The sequence below is a fragment of the Streptomyces sp. NPDC014734 genome, from assembly GCF_043083325.1.
In the GTDB taxonomy this organism is placed as follows: Bacteria; Actinomycetota; Actinomycetes; order Streptomycetales; family Streptomycetaceae; genus Streptomyces.
On record NZ_JBIBYN010000033.1, the window covers coordinates 42,595 to 61,920 of the forward strand.

Consider the following 19,326-nt stretch of genomic DNA (forward strand, 5'->3'; position numbering starts at 1 on the left):
CCGGGCACCGACCTGTCGGCGGGGCGCGGAACCGCGGGTACTACGCTCGCCCCGTGGAGCTGAAGAACATTCCGGACCCCGGTTATTCCGACGACGACGGCACTGCCGACCCGGCCCTGAGCGCGGCACTCGCCGCCTGGGCCGAGGACCGCCGGGCGGTCGGCCCCGTCCTCGAAGCGCTCCGGGACACCCGGCTCCTGGTCCCGGTCGTCGCCGTGCTCGGCGAGGTCGAGGTGGACGAGCAGGGGCTGCGCCGCGAGAAGACCAGCGACATGGCCGTGCCCACCCTCCAGGCCGGGAACCGGCGCGCCCTGCCCGCCTTCACCTCGACCGACGCGCTGGCCCGCTGGGACCCGAAGGCCCGTCCGGTCGCCGTCCCCCTGCACCAGGCGCTGCGGGCCGCCGCGCACGAGAAGGCGGACACGGTGGTTCTCGACCTCGCCGGCCCGGTCGCGTTCGAGCTGACCGGCTCCGCGCTGCTCGCCCTCGCCGAGGGCCGTACCAGCGCGGACCCGCTGGACGACCCGGCCGTCACCTCGGCGGTGCGCGACGCGGTCGCCGCCGAGCCGTCGGTGCTCCGCGCCCATCTCGGTCCGGGCGGGGCCGACGGCACGCTCGCCCTCGTCCTGGCCGCCGGGGCCGACCCCGCCGAAACGGCCCGCCGGGTCGCCGGGCGGCTGGCCGCCGACGAGGTCCTGCGCGCCCGGCTGGTGCGCGGCCTGGACCTTGCCGTGCTCCCGCCCGGCGCGTCCGCGCCGGGCGAGGCCCTGTTCGCACGCTGACCGGGCGGACGCCCGGCACGACGTGAGCCCCACGACCCGTCCGGGTCGTGGGGCTCAGCTGTCTGACGGCGGGGAGGCCGGCCGAGGATCAGCCGAAGACCGGGCCGGTGTACTTCTCGCCGGGGCCCCGACCGGGCTCGTCCGGCACGAGCGACGCCTCGCGGAAGGCGAGCTGGAGCGACTTCAGCCCGTCACGCAGCGGGGCGGCGTGGAAGGAACTGATCTCCGTGGTACTGGCGTCCAGCAGGCCGGCCAGGGCGTGGACCAGCTTGCGGGCCTCGTCGAGATCCTTGTGCGCCTCGCCCTCCTCGGTCAGACCGAGCTTCACGGCGGCGGCGCTCATCAGGTTGACCGCGACCGTCACGATCACCTCGACCGCGGGCACCTCCGCGATGTCGCGGGCCATGTCGTCGAAGCCGGGGGAATCGGTGCTGGGGGTCGTGTCGCTCATGCGCCATACGATAGGCCCCCGCCGGTCGCGCCCGGTCCGCGGGAGCGGCGGCCGGGGCGCCCGGCCCCCGCGCGGTTGGTGTGCACCCCGCCGAGCTGCTAACCTTGTGTGACGACCGGCTGGGCAGCTATGTGCCCGGCCCACAAGTGGAGGCTCCGATCTCCCACCTGGCTGTCCTGAGGGACGGCGGGTCACCGGTCAGGTGGCGCCCATCGTTCCGTACGGACGATGGAGCCGCCCGATGCGCCCCGCGGCTGACCGCGGCGGTGTTCCGGTTTTTCGAGGAGCCCCGCCTGTGTCCCGTCCGGGGCATTTTTTGTGCACTGGTGCGGTTGGTCTGACGAAACAGACGTTACGTGGCTGTCCGCCAGGCGGCCGCGTGGTGCTACCGAGGAGGATCCATCAGCGCCGAGCCCCGCATCAACGACCGGATTCGCGTTCCCGAGGTGCGACTTGTCGGTCCCAGCGGCGAGCAGGTCGGGATTGTTCCGCTTGCCAAGGCCCTGGAACTCGCACAGGAGTACGACCTCGACCTGGTCGAGGTGGCGGCGACCGCCCGTCCGCCCGTGTGCAAGCTCATGGACTACGGGAAGTTCAAGTACGAGTCGGCCATGAAGGCCCGTGAAGCGCGCAAGAACCAGGCGCACACGGTCATCAAGGAGATGAAGCTCCGGCCGAAGATCGACCCGCACGACTATGACACCAAGAAGGGTCACGTCGTCCGGTTCCTCAAGCAGGGCGACAAGGTCAAGATCACGATCATGTTCCGTGGTCGTGAGCAGTCCCGCCCCGAGCTGGGCTTCCGACTGCTCCAGCGTCTGGCTTCGGACGTGGAGGATCTCGGCTTCATCGAGTCCAACCCGAAGCAGGACGGCCGGAACATGATCATGGTTCTGGGCCCGCACAAGAAGAAGACCGAAGCCATGGCCGAGGCCCGCGAGGCCCAGGCCGCCCGCAAGGCCGAGCGTCAGGGCACCGCCCCCGGCGCCGACACCGCGGGCGAGAACGCCGAGGTTTCGGACGAGACACCTTCCGAGGCGTGATCCCGGGGGCCGCCATCCAGGCGGCCCCGGTCACCCCGGAGTCCCCACCAAACTGACGCCCCCGCTGTCCGGTGCCCGCACCGAGGGGGCGCCACTGACGAGGAGAGAACGGCGCTATGCCGAAGAACAAGACGCACAGCGGTGCCAGCAAGCGTTTCAAGATCACTGGCTCCGGCAAGGTGCTCCGTGAGCGCGCCGGCAAGCGCCACCTTCTTGAGCACAAGTCGTCCAAGAAGACCCGCTCGCTGACCGGGACGGTCGTGCTGGCCCCGGCCGACGCCAAGAAGGTCAAGAAGCTTCTCGGCAAGTGAGCCGGCGGCCCCCGGTGACCCGGGGGCGGCGACACCGACTCAGACCGGGACCCAATCGTTTCCGGGCCGTGTGAATCCCCCCACGGCCCCGCTACAAGGAGTTAACAAGTGGCACGCGTCAAGCGGGCAGTAAACGCTCACAAGAAGCGCCGGGCGATCCTGGAGCAGGCCAGCGGCTACCGGGGCCAGCGCTCGCGCCTGTACCGCAAGGCGAAGGAGCAGGTCACCCACTCCCTCGTCTACAACTACAACGACCGCAAGAAGCGCAAGGGCGACTTCCGTCAGCTGTGGATCCAGCGCATCAACGCCGCTGCCCGCCAGAACGGCATGACGTACAACCGCCTCATCCAGGGTCTGAAGGCCGCCAACGTCGAGGTGGACCGCAAGATCCTGGCCGAGCTCGCGGTCAACGACGCCAACGCGTTCGCCGCCCTCGTCGAGGTCGCCCAGAAGGCCCTCCCGAGCGACGTCAACGCCCCGAAGGCCGCCTGACCCAGGCAGCACTTCCCGGTGCCGATCCGGACCCGCAGGCGCTCGCCGTCTGCGGGTCCGGTGCGTTGCACCCCACGTCCCGTAGGGCCGTCGCATCCCCGTACGGCCGTCACATCCCGTACGTCCGTCACCTCCGTACGCAGAGAGGCTCGCCGCCGACCATGGGCACCCCCGAACTGATCTCCCCGCGATCGCCGCGCGTCACCGCCGCCCGGCGGCTGGCCAAGCGCAACTTCCGCGGCAAGGAGCGCCGGTTCATCGCCGAGGGCCCGCAGGCCGTGCGCGAGGCCGCGGGGCACCGCGGCGGCGACGGCGAACCGACCCTGACCGAACTCTTCGCCACCGTCGAGGCAGCCGAGCGGTACACCGACATCGTCGCGACCGCCCGCGCCGTCGGCGCCCGGGTGCACCTCGCGGACGCCGACGTGCTCGCCGACGTGTCGCAGACCGTCACCCCGCAGGGCCTGATCGGCGTCTGCCGCTTCCTCGACGCGCCGTTCGACGCCGTCCTCGCCGCGAGGCCGAAGCTGGTCGCCGTCCTCGCCCATGTGCGCGACCCGGGGAACGCCGGAACGGTGCTGCGCTGCGCGGACGCGGCGGGGGCCGACGCCGTCGTGCTCACCGACGCCTCGGTGGACCTCTACAACCCGAAGTCGGTGCGGGCCTCGGCCGGTTCGCTCTTCCACCTGCCGGTCGCCGTCGGCGTGCCGGTCGAGCGGGCCGTCGAGGGCCTGCGGGAGGCCGGGGTGCGCATCCTCGCCGCCGACGGCGCGGGCGACGACGACCTCGACGACGAGCTGGACGCCGGGACCATGGGCGGGCCGACCGCCTGGGTCTTCGGGAACGAGGCGTGGGGCCTGCCGGAGGAGACCCGCGCGCTCGCCGACGCCGTCGTGCGGGTGCCCATCCACGGCAGGGCCGAGAGCCTCAACCTGGCGACCGCGGCGGCCGTGTGCCTGTACGCCTCCGCGCGCGCCCAGCGCGCCCGTTCCTGAGCCCCCGCGCCCAAGGGGGCGCACCGTCGCAGTGCGCCCCCGCAGGGTGTCGCTCCGTCACCGACGACTAGTAGGGTGACGCACTCGGGGGCCCACTGCACCGGTTCGAGAGGTGGGATAGGGGATATGGGCGTCGGCAGCAACGGGCCGCGCGGGACACACACCGCCGTCATGCGCGCCTGCGAGGGGGCCGGCCCCGAGGACGATCCGGCCGACGGCCGGGACCCCGGCTCCCATCCCCTCGGTTCGGCCGTCGACCCCGAGGATCTTCCCGACGGTCTTGTCGTCGCCGACGAGACGGGCCGGGTCGTCTGCTTCAACTCCGCCGCGGCCCGGATCACCGCCGTGCCCCGGGCCGCCGCACTCGGCCGCCGCCTGGAGGACGCACTCCCGCTGGAGGACCTCAAGGGCCGCCGCTGGTGGGCCGTGACCGATCCGTACGGAGGGCTCGCCACCCGGGTCGGCCAGCCCGAGCGCAACCTGCTGCTGCCGGGCGGCCGCGAGGTCCTGGTCTCCGCGCGGTACGTGCGCGCGCAGCCGACCGGCCCGGTGCGCCGCGTGGTGATCTCACTGCGCGGCACCGAGGCCCGCCGCCGCACCGAGCGCAGCCACGCCGAACTGATCGCGACCGTCGCCCACGAGCTGCGCTCCCCACTGACCTCGGTCAAAGGTTTCACCGCGACGCTCCTCGCCAAGTGGGAGCGGTTCACCGACGACCAGAAGCGCCTGATGCTGGAGACCGTCGACGCCGACGCGGGCCGCGTCACCCGGCTCATCGCGGAACTGCTCGACATCTCGCGCATCGACTCCGGACGGCTGGAGCTGCGTCGGCAGCCGCTGGACCTCTCGGCCGCCGTCGAACGCCACGTCCAGGCGCTCACCGCGAAGGGCCAGACCCCCGACCGCTTCCTCGTCCGCACCTGCCAGCCGCTGCCGGCGGTCTGGGCCGACCCGGACAAGGTCGACCAGGTGCTCGGCAACCTGCTGGAAAACGCGGTGCGTCACGGCGAGGGAACCGTCACCATTGAGGTCGCACCCGCACCGGCGAAGAGCGACGAGAAGGGAACGTCCGTCACCGTGAGCGACGAAGGTTCCGGCATTCCCGAGGAGTCGATGGCCCGCGTCTTCACCCGCTTCTGGCGGGGCAGCAAACGTGGGGGCACGGGCCTGGGCCTCTACATCGTCAAGGGCATCGTCGAGGCGCACGGCGGGACGATCACGGTCGGCCGCGGCCCCGGCGGCGGCGCGGAGTTCCGGTTCGTCCTGCCCGTGAGCGCACCGGCCTACCTGGGATAGCCGCCTCACGCACGGGCGGCCGGGCAGGACGGCGCAGGACGGCGGGGAGGCCGCCCGGGCGGCCCACGGGCCTCGCACACGTCCTCCGCCCCTTAGACTCGACCCTTGGCACCTCTGCGCCACCAGCCGTCGAGCGGGGCCGCGGGGTCCGGGACGTCCCCGGTTCAGAGCAGTACCAGCCAATCGGAAGCACGGGAAGAGATGTCGGCACCGAACAAGTCGTACGACCCAGTCGAGGTCGAGGCACTGAAACCGGAAGAGATCGAGCGCATGCGGGACGAGGCGTTCGCCGCCTTCGCCGCCGCCGGTGACCTCGACGCGCTCGCCCGGGCGAAGACCGCGCACACCGGGGGCACCTCGCCGCTGGCGCTCGCCAACCGGGAGATCGGCGCACTGCCCCCGCAGGCCAAGGCCGAGGCGGGCAAGCGCGTGGGCCAGGCCCGCGGCGCTGTGAACAAGGCCCTCGCCGCGCGTCAGGCGGAGCTGGAGGCGGAGCGCGACGCCCGCGTGCTGGTCGAGGAGGCGGTGGACGTCACCCTGCCGTACGACCGTGTCCCGGCAGGCGCCCGCCACCCGCTGACGACGCTCATGGAGCGCGTCGCCGATGTCTTCGTGGCCATGGGCTACGAGGTCGCGGAGGGCCCCGAGGCCGAGGCGGAGTGGTTCAACTTCGACGCCCTGAACTTCGTGCCGGACCACCCGGCCCGGCAGATGCAGGACACCTTCTTCGTGCGCGGCGCCGACGGCGCCGACAACGACGAGTCCGGTGTGGTGCTGCGCACCCACACCTCGCCGGTCCAGGCCCGCACCCTGCTCGACCGCGAGCCCCCCGTCTACGTCGTCTGCCCCGGCCGCGTCTACCGCACCGACGAGCTCGACGCGACGCACACCCCGGTCTTCCACCAGATCGAGCTGCTCGCCGTCGACGAGGGCCTCACCATGGCCGACCTCAAGGGCACCCTCGACCACATGGTCCAGGCGCTCTTCGGACCGGACATGAAGACCAGGCTCCGGCCGCACTTCTTCCCGTTCACCGAGCCGTCCGCCGAGATGGACATGGTCTGCTACGTCTGCCGCGGTGCCTCCGTCGGCAACCCGGACCGCCCCTGCCGCACCTGCGGCAGCGAGGGCTGGATCGAGCTCGGCGGCTGCGGCATGGTCAACCCCAAGGTGCTCATCGCCTGCGGCGTCGACCCCCAGAAGTACAGCGGATTCGCCTTCGGGTTCGGCATCGAACGGATGCTGATGTTCCGCCACAACGTCGAAGACATGCGAGACATGGTCGAGGGTGACGTCCGGTTCACCCGGCCGTTCGGGATGGAGATCTGATGCGTGTCCCGCTTTCCTGGCTGCGGGAGTACGTCGACCTGCCGGCGACGGAGACCGGCCGTGACGTACAGGCCAAGCTCGTCGCCGTCGGCCTGGAGGTCGAGACCGTCGAGCAGATCGGCGCCGGCCTGAAGGGCCCGCTGGTCGTCGGACAGGTACGGACCATCGAGGAGCTGGAGGGCTTCAAGAAGCCGATCCGCTTCTGCACGGTCGACGTCGGCGACGCCAACGGCACCGGTGAGCCGCAGGAGATCGTCTGCGGCGCCCGCAACTTCTCGGTCGGCGACAAGGTCGTCGTGGTCCTCCCGGGCGCCGTCCTGCCCGGAGACTTCGCGATCGCCGCGCGCAAGACGTACGGCAAGACCTCGCACGGCATGATCTGCTCCGCCGACGAACTCGGCATGGGCGACGACGGCACGCACGGCATCATCGTGCTGCCCCCGGAGCACGAGGTCGGCACCGACGCCATCGAGCTGCTCCAGCTCGTCGACGAGGTCCTGGACATCGCCGTGACGCCGGACCGCGGCTACTGCCTGTCCATGCGCGGCGTCGCCCGCGAGGCCGCCATCGCGTACGGGCTGCCGCTGCGCGACCCGGCGCTCCTCGACGTGCCCGCGCCGAACGCCTTCGGCCACCCGGTCACGATCGCCGACCCGATCGGCTGCGACAGGTTCACCGCGCGCACCGTGGTCGGCCTGCAGCCCGAGGCACGCTCCCCGATCTGGCTGCGGCGCAGGCTGCAGAAGGCCGGGATGCGCCCGATCTCGCTCGCCGTCGACATCACCAACTACGTGATGCTGGAACTCGGCCAGCCGCTGCACGCCTACGACCGCAGCCGCCTCGACGGGCCGATCGGGGTCCGCCGTGCCGAACAGGGCGAGAAGTTCACCACCCTCGACGGCACGGACCGCGTCCTGGACGCGGAGGACCTGGTCATCACCGACAACCGCGGACCGATCGGCCTCGCGGGCGTCATGGGCGGTGCCAACACCGAGATCGCGGACGTGCGGGAGGGCGCCGGCACCACCGAGGTCGTCATCGAGGCGGCGCACTTCGCCCCGATCTCGATCGCCCGGACCGCGCGCCGCCACAAGCTGTCCTCCGAGGCGTCCAGGCGCTTCGAGCGCGGCACCGACCCGCAGGCCGCGGCCGCCGCCGCGCAGCGCACCGTCGACCTGCTGGTGCTGCTCGCCGGCGGCACCGCCGAGGCCGGGGTCACCGAGATCAGCGCCCCGTCCGCGCCCCGCACCATCACCATGGCGGCGTCCCACCCCGACCGGGTCGCCGGTGTCGAGTACGGCCGTGAGACCGTCGTGCGCCGTCTCCAGGAGGTCGGCTGCGACGTCAGCGGCCAGGACGAGCTGATCGTCACCGTGCCCTCCTGGCGCCCCGACCTCGGCGAGCCGAACGACCTCGCCGAGGAGGTCATCCGGCTGGAGGGATACGAGAACCTCCCCTCCACGCTCCCGACGCCGCCGTCCGGCCGCGGCCTCACCGAGCGCCAGCGGCTGCACCGCAGGGTCGGCCGAGTCCTTGCCGGAGCCGGGTACGTCGAGGCGCTGAACTACCCGTTCGTCGGCCCCGCCGTGTTCGACCAGCTCGGTCTCGACACGGACGACGCCCGACGCCGTACCGTCGACCTGGTCAACCCGCTCTCCGACGAGGAGCCCTCGCTGCGCACCTCGCTGCTGCCGGGCCTGCTCGGCGCACTGCGGCGCAACGACGGCCGCGGCAGCCACGACCTCGCGCTCTTCGAGACCGGCCTGGTCTTCGTGCCCGGGGCCTCCGGCTCGGTACCGGCGGTCGAGACCCCGGCGGCCGACGCCGCCGCGGGGGCCGTCCGGCTGCCCGTCGACCGTCGTCCCACCGACGAGGAGATCGCCCGGCTCAACGCCACGCTGCCGCATCAGCCGCGGCACGCCGCGGTCGTCCTCGCGGGCGCCCGCGAGCAGGCCGGCTGGTGGGGCGCCGGCCGCCCGGCCGACTGGGCCGACGCCGTCGAGGCCGCCCGGACGATCGCCCGCGAGGCGGGAGTCGAGGTGACCGTCCGGGGCGATCAGCACACGCCGTGGCATCCGGGCCGCTGCGCCGCGCTGTACGTCACCGTGGACGGCGAGGAGACCCTCTTCGGGCACGCGGGTGAACTGCACCCGCGCGTCGTCAAGAGTCTCCACCTGCCGGAGCGCACCTGCGCCGCGGAGGTCGACCTGGACGTGCTGGAACGGGCCGTCGACGGCGTGCTCCGGGCGCCGCGGATCTCCGCCTTCCCGGTGGCGACCCAGGACGTCGCGCTGGTCGTCGCCGAGAACGTGCCGGCCGCCGAGGTGGAGCGGGCACTGCGCGCGGGAGCGGGCGAACTCCTGGAATCGCTGCGGCTGTTCGACGTCTTCGCCGGTGACCAGATCGGTGCGGGCCGCAAGTCGCTGGCGTACGCACTGCGTTTCCGCGCGGCGGACCGCACCCTTACCGTCGACGAGGCGACGGCCGCCCGCGACGCCGCGGTGGCACTGGCCGCCGAGCGGACCGGCGCGGTGCTGCGGGGCGCGTGACGACACCCCGCGGATGACGCGGTGAAGAAGGGACGTACCCGAGGACCGGGTACGTCCCTTCCGTCTCGCCGGACGGTTCCACCGCCGCTTCCGGGCGTTCCCCGCACCGTCCGCGCCGCCACGGAGCGTCGGGCAGGGACGGCGGAACGGACGGTGCGGGTACGGGTCGTCGGCTGTTCGAGGGGGAGCGGACGACCCGGCCGCCTCTCGCGAGACGACTGATTCAACCGGCTCGGACGCAGGGATGAAAGGGTGTGCGGCGGGGCAGTCGGGACATTGCGTTCACACCCCGTGTGAATCGTGCTCCACTGGTGCGACACGCCTCGGCGTGCGAACCACCGGAGGGGCACATGGGGGCGACGGAACCCAACATCCTGCTGGCGGCCCTGATCGAGGAGGCGGGGGTCTCCCGTGCGGGACTGGCCGCGCACATCAACCGGGCGGGCCGCTCCCGCGGACTGTCCCTGCGCTACGAGCACACCGCGGTCGCCCGCTGGCTGAAGGGGCAGCGGCCGCGGGGCCAGGTGCCGGAGCTGATCTGCGACGTGCTCGGCAACCGCCTGAACCGGCATCTCTCGCCGGACGACATCGGTCTGGCGCCCCCGGGCGCCGGCCCGGCCGGATCCGCCGCCGCGCTCCCCGGATTCGTGGAGCGGGCCACCGCGCTGTGGCGGTGCGACGGACAGCGCGGCCCGTGTCCGCCCGCCCCGTCCGTGCTCACCGGCACCGCCGCCGTGATGCCCGTCTGGGAGTGGGAGAACGCGCCGGAGGACGCCGACGCCTCGCGCGACGGTCCCACCCGGGTCGACGGGGCGGACCTGGTGACCCTGCGCGCGGCCCGGGCCCACTACGAACGGATGTATCGCCGGGCGGGCGGGATCGTGACCCGTTCGCGCATCGTCGGCTTCCTGAACGCCGAGGCGGCCCCGCTGCTGCGCGGCGGCAGATCCGATGCGGTGGGGCGCCGACTGCACCGGGCGACGGGCGCGCTGGTGGCCGTGGCGGGTATCTGCGCCTACGACTCCGATGCCCACGGGCTCGCCCAGCGCTACTTCCACCAGGCGCTGCGGCTGGCGAGGGCGAGCGGGGACCGCGGGTTCGGCGGCTACGTGATGGCCCTGCTGGTCAACCAGTCGCTGTACCTGTCGGACTACCGGCAGTCGGTGGCGTTCGCCCGGGCGGCGCTGCGGGCCGCGGGCCGCCACGTCTCACCGGCGCTGGCCGCCGATCTGTACGCGATGCAGGCCAAGGCGCACGCCCGGATCGGCGACGGGACAAGTGCCCTGGAGTGCATCCGGCGCGCCGAGGCGCAGGCCGAGCGCATCCGGCCGGGCCACGAACCCGACGAGACGGGATACGTCCAGCCCGGTCTTGTCGATGTGCAGGTGGCCGAGGCGCTGCTCAGCCTCGGTGATCTGTCCGGCGCCCGGGAGCACGCCGTGACGGCCGTGCGGACACCGGCGCACGACCGGGGCCGGGTGCACCGGCTTGCGATGCTGACCCAGGTCGAACTGTGCCGGGGCGAGGCGGACCGGGCCGCGGCCACGGCCGTGGAGATGGCGGAGCGGGCCGTGGGCATGGAGTCGAGGCGGCTGCGCGACCGGTTGCGCGCCGTGCGCGACGATCTGGTCGCGAGCGGCTGCGCCGACGCGCGGCACGCCGCGGAGCGGATCGACGCCGCGTTGCGGGTGCCGCTGTGAGCCGCCGTCCCCGGTGCGCCGTTCCGGACACGTCGCGAGCCGTCGGACCGGTACGTTCCCTTCCGGTCCCGTTCCTGATGCGATGTCGCCACCTGCTTATCGGAAGGCGGCAAAACCATGCAATGGGCGAACCTGAACGAACAAACCGTGTACGAGAACCGCTGGTTCCGGGTCAATCTTGCGGATGTGGTCATCCCCGACGGCCGACATCTCGACCACTACCTCATCCGGCTCCGCCCCGTCGCGGCGGCCACCGTCGTCAACGAGGCGGACGAGGCCCTGCTGCTCTGGCGGCACCGGTTCATCACGGACAGCTGGGGCTGGGAGTTCGCCGCCGGAGTCGTCGAGGAGGGCGAGGAGATCGCCGCGGCCGCCGCCCGGGAGATGGAGGAGGAGACCGGCTGGCGCCCCGGCCCGCTGCGCCCGCTGCTGACCGTGGAGCCGGCGAACGGTCTCACCGACGCCCGGCACCACCTGTACTGGTCCGAGGAGGCCGCCTGGACCGGCCAGCCCAGCGACGCGTTCGAGTCCTCGCGCCGGGAGTGGATACCTCTGAAGCGGGTGCCGGAGCTGATCACCCGCGGTGAGGTCCCGGCCGCGGGCATGGCCGCCGGTCTGATGATGCTCCACCACTTACGGGTGAGGTGAGGCCGCCCGCGAGTGGGGCGGTTCGTCCGCCGGGCGGCGCGGGGCGGACGCGGCGCGGGCGGGGCCGGCGGCGCTCGGGCACGGTTCCCGGGACCCGGGGAACGCGTACGGGGCCGGGGTCCCGGGGATCGCCCGGAAACCCGGCCCCGTACGGGCACGGAAGAAGGATCAGGAGTACGCGTAGAAGCCCGAGCCGGTCTTGCGGCCGAGCCGGCCCGCGTCCACCATCCGCTGGAGCAGCGGGGGAGCGGCGTACAGCGGCTCCTTGAACTCCGCGTACATCGAGTCGGCGACCGAGGCCACGGTGTCCAGACCGATCAGGTCGGACAGCTTGAGCGGGCCCATCGGGTGGGCGCAGCCGAGCTCCATGCCGTTGTCGATGTCCTCGCGGCTGGCGATGCCCGACTCGAACATCCGGATCGCGGAGAGCAGGTACGGGATCAGCAGCGCGTTGACGACGAAGCCGGAACGGTCCTGGGCGCGGATCGGGTGCTTGCCCAGGACGTCCTGCACCAGGGCCTCCGAGCGCATGACCGTCTCGTCGGAGGTGGTCAGCGCGGGGATGAGCTCGACGAGCTTCTGCACCGGTGCCGGGTTGAAGAAGTGGATGCCGACGACCTGGTCCGGACGGGAGGTCGCCACGGCCAGCTTCACCAGCGGGATGGAGGAGGTGTTCGAGGCCAGGATCGCGTCCGGCCGGGTCACCACCTGGTCGAGCACCTGGAAGATCTCGGTCTTGACCTGCTCGTTCTCCACGACTGCCTCGATCACGAGATCGCGGTCGGCGAACTCCCCGAGGTCGGTGGTGAACGTCAGCCGCGCGAGTGTCTCGTCGCGCTCCTCCGGTGTGATCTTGCCGCGTTCGGCGGCCTTCGAGAGGGAGTTGTGGAGCCGGGTGCGGCCGATCTCCAGCGCCTCGCCGGTGGTCTCGGCCACCTTGACCTCAAGACCGCTGCGGGCGCACACCTCCGCGATACCCGCGCCCATCTGGCCACAGCCCACCACTCCGACGCGTGCAATATCGGCCATAGAGTCCGTCACCTCGTGCCTTTCGCTGATCCCGAGTCGCAGGTTCCCGTCTGATTCCGGTGCCCCGCCCCGACCCCACGACGTTACCCGCGACCTACGGGTCATCGCGGCCCGGGGCGGGCATGCTCTGCGTTACGCCGGAACACAGGGTGACGGACGATGACGGAGAGACGGAAGGTGCGGCGAAATGAGGCAATTGGCCAGACGGGGCTTCGTGGCGGGAGCGGCGGGAGTCGTCGCGGGAGTGGTGGGCGGGGTCGCCATGGCCGGTGACGCGGCCTCGGCCGCCGCCCGGCACGCCCCCGGTCCGGGGCACACGGGCGGGCGGGAGCGGCGGGGCGGCCATCACGAGACGCGGCGCGAGCTGCGGGGCATGTGGGTGGCCACGGTCGCCAATCTCGACTGGCCGTCGAAGCCCGGTCTGACGGCGGCGGCCCAGCGGACCGAGCTGATCGGGTATCTCGACGAGGCGGTCGACCGGCGGCTGAACACCGTGATCCTCCAGGTGCGGCCCACCGCCGACGCCCTGTGGCCGTCGCCGTACGAGCCGTGGGCCCAGTACCTCACCGGCGTCCAGGGCAAGGATCCCGGCTGGGACCCGCTGGGCACCGCCGTACGCGAGGCGCACGACCGGGGCCTGGAGCTGCACGCCTGGTTCAACCCGTACCGGGTCGCCAACCACACCGACCCGTCCCGGCTGGCCGCGGGCCATCCCGCCAGGCTGCACCCCGACTGGGTCCTGCCGTACGGCGGGAAGCTCTACTACAACCCCGGAATCCCCGAGGTCCGCCGTTTCGTCCAGGACGCGATGCTCGACGCGGTCCGCCGCTACGACATCGACGCCGTGCACTGGGACGACTACTTCTACCCGTATCCGGTCGCCGGGCAGGAGTTCGCCGACGACGCCACGTACGCGAAGTACGGGGCCGGCTTCCCGGACAGGGCGGCCTGGCGGCGCGACAACACCGACAGACTGGTGCGGGAGACCGCCGAACGGATCAAGGCGATCAAGAAGAACGTCCGGTTCGGCGTCAGCCCGTTCGGCGTGTGGCGCAATGCCTCGACGGACCCGCTCGGCTCCGACACCGAGGCGGGCGTGCAGACCTACGACGATCTGCACGCCGACACCCGCGGCTGGATCAAGAAGGGCTGGATCGACTACATCTGCCCGCAGATCTACTGGAACATCGGCCTCGCCGCCGCCGACTACGCCACGCTGGTGCCCTGGTGGAACGAGGTGGTGCGGGGCACCGGCGTCGACCTGTTCGTGGGCGAGGCCTTGTACAAGGCCGGTGACCCGGCCCAGCCGGCCGCGTGGCAGGACCCGGCGGAACTCTCCCGCCACCTCGATCTCGCCGCCTCCCACGACCAGGTGCGGGGCCATGTCTACTTCTCGGGCAAGGACGTGGCCGGGGACCCCATCGGCGCCATGTCCCGGGTGGTGGCCGATCACTACCGCACCAGGGCGAGGCCACCGCGTCCGGTATGAGCCGCGTCGCGGTGACGGGCGGCCGGGCGTACCGGCCGCCCGTGCGGGCCCGGAAGCGACGAGCGCCGCCGCCGGAGGGCGCTACGGGGTCTCCCGTGTCCGCTTCCGGTCGGCGGTGTGCTGCACCACGCTGTCCGGACCGGGGGAAACCAGATGTTCATGTCCGTCCTCGAAGCGGACGCGGTACGGGGGACTGCCCCCGGCACCGAGCACTTCGACGATCTCTGCGACCCTGTCGTGCTGCCCCACGGTCCTGCCGTGCACCAGCAGCCGGTCGCCCGTGTGTGCCTCCATCGGGAGTGACCTCCTCACGGGTGGCGGTCCTTGTCGACAAGTCTATGACCGAAGGGCGACTTCGCCCGGTGGGAGGGATTCCCGCGCCGGGCGCGCCCCGCCCGCTGGGTGACCGCGATGCAGACGAGCACCGCGACGGACGCCACCGGCGCCGCCGTCGGTACCTGCTCACCGAGCAGGAAGTACGACCACAGCAGGGTCAGCAGCGGCTGCGCGAGCTGGAGCTGGCTGGCCCTCGGCACCCCGATCTCCGCCATCCCCCGGTACCAGACGTACAGGCCGAGGACGGTGGACCCGGCCGCCACCCAGAGCAGGCCGATCACGCCGTGCGGGGTCGGTCGCACCGGTTCCAGCGGCAGCGCGACGGCCGCGCCGGCCACCGCGAGCGGCAGCGAGAGGACGAGTGCCCAGCCGACCACGTGCCGGCCCGGCATGACACCGGCGAGCCTGCCCCCCTCGGTGTATCCGGCCGCGCAGACCAGCAGTGCGCCGAACAGGTACGGATCACCGCCGGACAGCGCCCCGCCGCTCTGGCTCAGGGTGAAGGCGATCACCACGCCGGCCCCGGCGAGCGCCGCGAGCCAGAAGGCGCGCGGCGGCCGGACCCCCGTCCGGAGGGCGGAGAACGCCGCGGTCGTCAGGGGGAGGAGCCCCACCACCACGGCCGCGTGCGATGTCGTCGAGGTCCGGAGCGCCAGTGTGGTCAGTATCGGGAAGCCGATCACGACGCCCGAGGCCACGACCGCGAGCCCCGGCCAGTGCGCGCGTTCCGGCAGGGCGACGCGTCCGGCCAGCAGGGCCCCGCCCGCGATCACGGCGGCGAGCAGGGTGCGCAGCGCCACCAGCGACCAGGGTCCGAAGGTCTCCAGCCCCCAGACGGTCGACGGGAAGGTCAGGGAGAAGGCGACGACGCCGAGTCCGGCGAGAACCACGCCGCCGCGCGGGGACGCTCCGGCGCCGGACGTCCCGTCCGCCGGGGCGTCGTTTGCCGATGTGGCCGGCGTGTCCGTCGACGGGGAACCCGCCGCTATCGCGCCCGGTGGAGTAGCGCTATTCTCAGCTCTCATGCATGAGCGTAGCAGTGACGCCGATTTGGCCCAGTCGCTCCGCGAAGAACTGAACCGCTACTCGCCGGGCGAGAAGCTGCCGTCGAGCCGGGCCCTCGTGGAGCGCTTCCGGGTCAGTCCGGTCACCGTCTCCCGGGCCATCGCCCGGCTCGCCGCGGAGGGACTCGTCATCACCCGGCCGGGATCCGGCGCCTTCCGCGCCGTGCCCCGCACCGGCCTGCCGCCCACGGGGGACACCTCCTGGCAGGAGGTGTCCCTCAGCGGCGACGGCGGCGCCGGGGCAGTGCCGCGCACCGTCGACGCGTCCGGCGTCCTGGTCACGCTCTGCCCACCGCCGCCCGGTGTCGTCGAACTCAACGGCGGCTACCTCCACTCCTCGCTCCGGCCGGAGTCGGCGCTCGCCGCCGCCCTGGCCAGGGCGGGCCGCCGTCCCGGCGCCTGGGGCCGCCCGCCCGCCGACGGCCTTGCCGAACTGCGGGCCTGGTTCGCCCGGGAGATCGGCCCCTCGCTGACCGCCGCCGACGTGCTGATCTCCGCGGGCGGCCAGAGCGCACTGGCCACCGCCCTGCGCGCGCTGGCCCCGCCGGGCGCCCCGGTTCTTGTCGAATCGCCCACCTATCCCGGCATGCTGGCCGTGGCACGGGCCACCGGGTTGCGCCCCGTGCCGGTCCCGGTGGACGCCGACGGCGTACGGCCCGAACTGCTCGCCGCCGCCTTCCGGGCCACCGGAGCGCGGGTCTTCGTCTGCCAGCCGCTCTTCCAGAACCCGACCGGCGCGGTTCTCGCGCCGCGACGGCGCGGCGAGGTCGTCCGGATCGCCCGCGCGGCAGGGGCCTTCGTGATCGAGGACGACTTCGCGCGTCGCCTCGCGCACGACGACGCCGGTCGGCTTCCCGCACCCCTGGCCGCGAACGACCCCGACGGCGTGGTCGTCCACGTCCGCTCGCTCACCAAGATCGCCTCACCGAGCCTGCGGGTGGGCGCGCTCGCCGCCCGCGGTCCGGTGCTCGGCCGGCTGCGGGACATCCAGGTCGTCGACAGCTTCTTCGTGCCCCGACCGCTCCAGGAAGCCGCCCTCGAACTGGTCGGCTCCCCGGCGTGGGGCCGTCACCTGCGCTCCGTGTCGGCCCAGTTGAGGGAGCGGCGCGACACCATGACGGCCGCGTTGCGACGGGAACTGCCCGCCCTCGCGCCCCCGCACGTCCCGGCGGGCGGCGGCAGCCTGTGGCTGCGCCTGCCCGAAGCCGACACGGGAACGGGAACGGAGGAGTCGGCCGTGGTCGCGGCGGCCCTGCGCGCGGGCGTGGCCGTCGCACCCGGCCGCCCCTACTTCTGCGCCGAACCCCCTTCCCCGCAGCTCCGGTTGAGCTTCGCCGCGGTCGCCGGGGCCGCCGAGATCACCGAGGGCGTCCGCCGGCTGCGCACCGCCTGCGACGAGGTCCTCGGCGACTCCCCGCAACTCCGGTCCGCAGGAGCACGTCCGGCCGCCGGACCCCAGGAGGCCGCGCGGACGGGGTGACGTCGGTCCGCGCGGGAACGGGCGCTCGGCAGCGCCCCGGGGGCCGGGTCGCTCGGAAATGCTTGCGATTACCCCCTTGACCCGCGTGGCGTTCGGCTCCACGATCGCCGCCATGACTGTGCGAGTCTCGCTCGTCGCCGCGGCGCGCAGTTCCGCGCCGCTCGCCGAGCGCTTCGACGAGGACCGGCCGCTCGACCCCACCGGGTGGCACGAGGTGCAACTCGCCGCGCACGCCCTGGTCCCCCTGGGCGCCGCCGAACTGCGCTACTGCTCCCCCACCCCGCGCAGCCGTGCCACCGGCCGGGCCCTCGGCTACGCGCCGCTCGTCCAGCCCGCCCTGCGCGACTGCGACATGGGCCGCTGGCGCGGCTGCACCCTGGCCGACGTCGCGGCCTGTGAACCCGCGGCCGTCGACGCCTGGCTCGCTGACCCGCGCGCGGCGCCGCACGGCGGCGAACCGCTGTTCGCCTTCATCTCACGGATCGGGGGCTGGCTCGACACCCGGCCCGCGTGCGACGGCGCCATCGTGGCGGTCGCCGAACCCGCGGTCGTCCGGGCCGCTCTCGTCTACGCGCTCAAGGCCCCGCCGTCGGCGTACTGGAACGTCGACGTCCGCCCGCTGTCCACGGTCACGCTCGACGGCGCCCCCGGGCGGTGGAGCCTGAGACTGGAGGCGGGTGCCCGGTGACCGGCCGCGGCCCCCGTGCGCCCGGTGCCCCGGCGGGCCGACGTACGGCGGTCGCACCCGCCGGAGGCCGGGGGACGGTACCGGCCGTCCGGTACCGTCCGCGGTGCGTTCGGCCTTCGGGTCAGTCCTCCTTCGTGCCCGGGGACACGGTGAGGATCGCGAGGGCCTCGGCGATGGCCGTCTCGGCGCTCGCCTTGTCGATACCGAGGCCCGACAGCACGCCGGAACCGTCCTCCTGTTCCAGCAGGGCCAGCAGGAGGTGCTCGGTGCCGATGTAGTTGTGCCCCATCCGCAGGGCCTCCCGGAACGTCAGTTCCAGCGCCTTGCGGGCACCGGCGTCGTACGGGATGAGGTCCGGCACCGCGTCCGCCGCGGCCGGGAGCGCCTCGGTCGCGGCCCGGCGGACCGCTTCCGGCGTGACGCCCTGGGCCTTGATGAACGCGGTGCCCAGTCCCTCCGGCTCGCTGAGCAGCCCCAGGACGAGGTGCTCGGTGCGGATCTCGTCGTTGCCCGCCGCGCGTGCCTCGTTCTGCGCGGCCATGACGACGTTCCTGGCTCGCGGGGTGAAGCGGCCGAACCCCTGACTGGGGTCGAGGTCCGACGGTTCGCCGGGGTCCTTGGCGACGAAGCGCTTCTGGGCGGCCTGCCTGGTCACCCCCATGCTCTTGCCGATCTCAGTCCAGGAAGCGCCCGAACGCCGGGCCTGGTCCACGAAGTGGCCGATCAGGTGGTCGGCCACGTCGCCGAGGTGGTCCGCGGCGATGACCGCGTCGGAGAGCTGGTCGAGGGCGTCGGTGTGAACCTTCTTGATGGCCTCGATCAGGTCGTCGAGGCGCACGGGATGGGTCATGGGTACGTGATTCGCCATGTGTCAACCTTAGGTTGACAGGCGAGGGGTGTCAACCTTGAGTTGACACCTGGGCCCCGTCCCGGGAACGACGGAGCGCGCCGCCCGACGGGGGTCTCCGTCGGGCGGCGCGCTCGTTCGTCAGAAGGTCGTGCCAGGGGTCAGAGGGTGCCGCTGTCCGCGATGGTGATCTTCGCCTGGGGGCGGCCGCTCTGCGAGCCGAGGGCCTCGATCTTCTTGACCAGGTCCATGCTCTCCGTGTTGTCGACCTCGCCGAACACCACGTGCTTGCCGTCCAGCCACGACGTCACGATGGTCGTGATGAAGAACTGGGAGCCGTTGGAGTTGGGGCCGCTGTTGGCCATGGAGAGCAGGCCGGGCTTGGAGTGCGTGAGCTTGAAGTTCTCGTCGGGGAACTTCGCTCCGTAGATGCTCTGGCCGCCCGTGCCGTCACCCCGGGTGAAGTCGCCGCCCTGCAGCATGAAGTCGGGGATGATCCGGTGGAAGGACGAACCCTTGTAACCGAAACCCTTCTCGCCGGTCGCCAGCGCGCGGAAGTTCTCCGCGGTCTCGGGTACGACGTCGTCGTACAGCTTGAACGTGATCCGCCCGGCGGGCTCGTCGTTGATGGTGATGTCGAAGTAGACCTTGCTCGTCATGGAACCATCCTGACATCGACGCCCCCGGGGCCGACGGGCGGGCGGGTGGGTCGGTTCCTTTCGCGGGCCGGTCCGGGGGATTCCGGGCCTGTCCGGCGTCTCGGGATCCCGGGATCCCGGGGGGTTGGGGCGGTCCGG

At 72.8% G+C, this 19,326-nt stretch carries 19 protein-coding genes; 13 read left to right on the forward strand and 6 right to left on the reverse strand.

Annotated elements, in window-relative coordinates; genetic code table 11:
* Window positions 1-53: 53 nt before the first annotated feature.
* A complete protein-coding gene (locus tag ACF1CT_RS34075) occupies window positions 54-782 on the forward strand; it encodes an SseB family protein (protein ID WP_391787895.1) in 729 nt (242 codons plus the stop codon).
* A gap of 88 nt (window positions 783-870) precedes the next feature.
* Here ACF1CT_RS34075 and ACF1CT_RS34080 read toward each other — a convergent pair whose 3' ends face one another.
* The gene (locus ACF1CT_RS34080; RefSeq protein WP_391787896.1) at window positions 871-1,233 is read right to left on the reverse strand and encodes a DUF1844 domain-containing protein; all 363 of its coding nucleotides are present in this window, start codon (window positions 1,231-1,233) and stop codon (window positions 871-873) included.
* A gap of 356 nt (window positions 1,234-1,589) precedes the next feature.
* Between ACF1CT_RS34080 and infC the strand changes: the two genes are divergently transcribed.
* The 9 genes from infC to ACF1CT_RS34125 all read left to right on the forward strand — a co-directional run bounded on the left by infC (window position 1,590) and on the right by ACF1CT_RS34125 (window position 11,596).
* The gene (gene infC, locus ACF1CT_RS34085) at window positions 1,590-2,276 is read left to right on the forward strand and encodes a translation initiation factor IF-3 (RefSeq protein ID WP_391787897.1); all 687 of its coding nucleotides are present in this window, start codon (window positions 1,590-1,592) and stop codon (window positions 2,274-2,276) included.
* Window positions 2,277-2,392: 116 nt separating this feature from the next.
* Window positions 2,393-2,587 (forward strand): 50S ribosomal protein L35, encoded by a 195-nt coding sequence (gene rpmI, locus ACF1CT_RS34090; protein WP_351523667.1) that lies wholly within the window; start codon window positions 2,393-2,395, stop codon window positions 2,585-2,587.
* A 108-nt stretch (window positions 2,588-2,695) separates the two neighbouring features.
* Window positions 2,696-3,079, forward strand: a complete 384-nt coding sequence (gene rplT / locus ACF1CT_RS34095; protein WP_143625552.1) for a 50S ribosomal protein L20 — start codon at window positions 2,696-2,698, stop codon at window positions 3,077-3,079.
* Between the two features lie 161 nt (window positions 3,080-3,240).
* A complete protein-coding gene (locus tag ACF1CT_RS34100; RefSeq protein WP_391787898.1) occupies window positions 3,241-4,074 on the forward strand; it encodes a TrmH family RNA methyltransferase in 834 nt (277 codons plus the stop codon).
* A gap of 126 nt (window positions 4,075-4,200) precedes the next feature.
* Window positions 4,201-5,370 (forward strand): ATP-binding protein, encoded by a 1,170-nt coding sequence (locus ACF1CT_RS34105; RefSeq protein WP_391787899.1) that lies wholly within the window; start codon window positions 4,201-4,203, stop codon window positions 5,368-5,370.
* A gap of 201 nt (window positions 5,371-5,571) precedes the next feature.
* Window positions 5,572-6,699: a phenylalanine--tRNA ligase subunit alpha gene (gene pheS, locus ACF1CT_RS34110; RefSeq protein WP_391787900.1), complete on the forward strand. Its 1,128-nt coding sequence runs from the start codon at window positions 5,572-5,574 to the stop codon at window positions 6,697-6,699.
* Complete coding sequence (pheT, locus tag ACF1CT_RS34115) at window positions 6,699-9,248, forward strand: phenylalanine--tRNA ligase subunit beta (RefSeq protein ID WP_391787901.1); 2,550 nt, start codon at window positions 6,699-6,701, stop codon at window positions 9,246-9,248. The genes pheS and pheT overlap by 1 nt, the downstream gene beginning before the upstream one ends.
* A gap of 350 nt (window positions 9,249-9,598) precedes the next feature.
* Window positions 9,599-10,948, forward strand: coding sequence for a transcriptional regulator (locus ACF1CT_RS34120; RefSeq protein WP_391787902.1), 1,350 nt, complete (start codon window positions 9,599-9,601; stop codon window positions 10,946-10,948).
* Between the two features lie 117 nt (window positions 10,949-11,065).
* Window positions 11,066-11,596: an NUDIX domain-containing protein gene (locus ACF1CT_RS34125; RefSeq protein ID WP_391787903.1), complete on the forward strand. Its 531-nt coding sequence runs from the start codon at window positions 11,066-11,068 to the stop codon at window positions 11,594-11,596.
* 168 nt (window positions 11,597-11,764) lie between these two features.
* Here ACF1CT_RS34125 and ACF1CT_RS34130 read toward each other — a convergent pair whose 3' ends face one another.
* Complete coding sequence (locus ACF1CT_RS34130; protein WP_391787904.1) at window positions 11,765-12,625, reverse strand: 3-hydroxybutyryl-CoA dehydrogenase; 861 nt, start codon at window positions 12,623-12,625, stop codon at window positions 11,765-11,767.
* 187 nt (window positions 12,626-12,812) lie between these two features.
* Between ACF1CT_RS34130 and ACF1CT_RS34135 the strand changes: the two genes are divergently transcribed.
* Window positions 12,813-14,114, forward strand: coding sequence for a glycoside hydrolase family 10 protein (locus ACF1CT_RS34135; protein WP_391787905.1), 1,302 nt, complete (start codon window positions 12,813-12,815; stop codon window positions 14,112-14,114).
* Between the two features lie 81 nt (window positions 14,115-14,195).
* Here the strand turns inward: ACF1CT_RS34135 and ACF1CT_RS34140 are convergent, their stop codons facing one another.
* Window positions 14,196-14,408, reverse strand: a complete 213-nt coding sequence (locus ACF1CT_RS34140) for a DUF1918 domain-containing protein (protein WP_391787906.1) — start codon at window positions 14,406-14,408, stop codon at window positions 14,196-14,198.
* Window positions 14,409-14,422: 14 nt separating this feature from the next.
* Complete coding sequence (locus tag ACF1CT_RS34145) at window positions 14,423-15,475, reverse strand: DMT family transporter (protein WP_391787907.1); 1,053 nt, start codon at window positions 15,473-15,475, stop codon at window positions 14,423-14,425.
* On the opposite strand from ACF1CT_RS34145, the gene ACF1CT_RS34150 reads away from it, so the two are divergent.
* Both ACF1CT_RS34150 and ACF1CT_RS34155 read left to right on the forward strand, forming a co-directional pair.
* Window positions 15,474-16,994, forward strand: a complete 1,521-nt coding sequence (locus ACF1CT_RS34150) for a PLP-dependent aminotransferase family protein (protein ID WP_391787908.1) — start codon at window positions 15,474-15,476, stop codon at window positions 16,992-16,994. The two genes, ACF1CT_RS34145 and ACF1CT_RS34150, sit on opposite strands and share 2 nt — an antisense overlap.
* A gap of 112 nt (window positions 16,995-17,106) precedes the next feature.
* A complete protein-coding gene (locus ACF1CT_RS34155) occupies window positions 17,107-17,682 on the forward strand; it encodes a histidine phosphatase family protein (protein ID WP_391787909.1) in 576 nt (191 codons plus the stop codon).
* Window positions 17,683-17,803: 121 nt separating this feature from the next.
* Here the strand turns inward: ACF1CT_RS34155 and ACF1CT_RS34160 are convergent, their stop codons facing one another.
* Together ACF1CT_RS34160 and ACF1CT_RS34165 are read right to left on the reverse strand one after the other, a co-directional pair.
* Complete coding sequence (locus ACF1CT_RS34160) at window positions 17,804-18,550, reverse strand: Clp protease N-terminal domain-containing protein (protein ID WP_391787910.1); 747 nt, start codon at window positions 18,548-18,550, stop codon at window positions 17,804-17,806.
* Window positions 18,551-18,690: 140 nt separating this feature from the next.
* Window positions 18,691-19,188: a peptidylprolyl isomerase gene (locus ACF1CT_RS34165; protein ID WP_391787911.1), complete on the reverse strand. Its 498-nt coding sequence runs from the start codon at window positions 19,186-19,188 to the stop codon at window positions 18,691-18,693.
* Window positions 19,189-19,326: the final 138 nt, after the last annotated feature.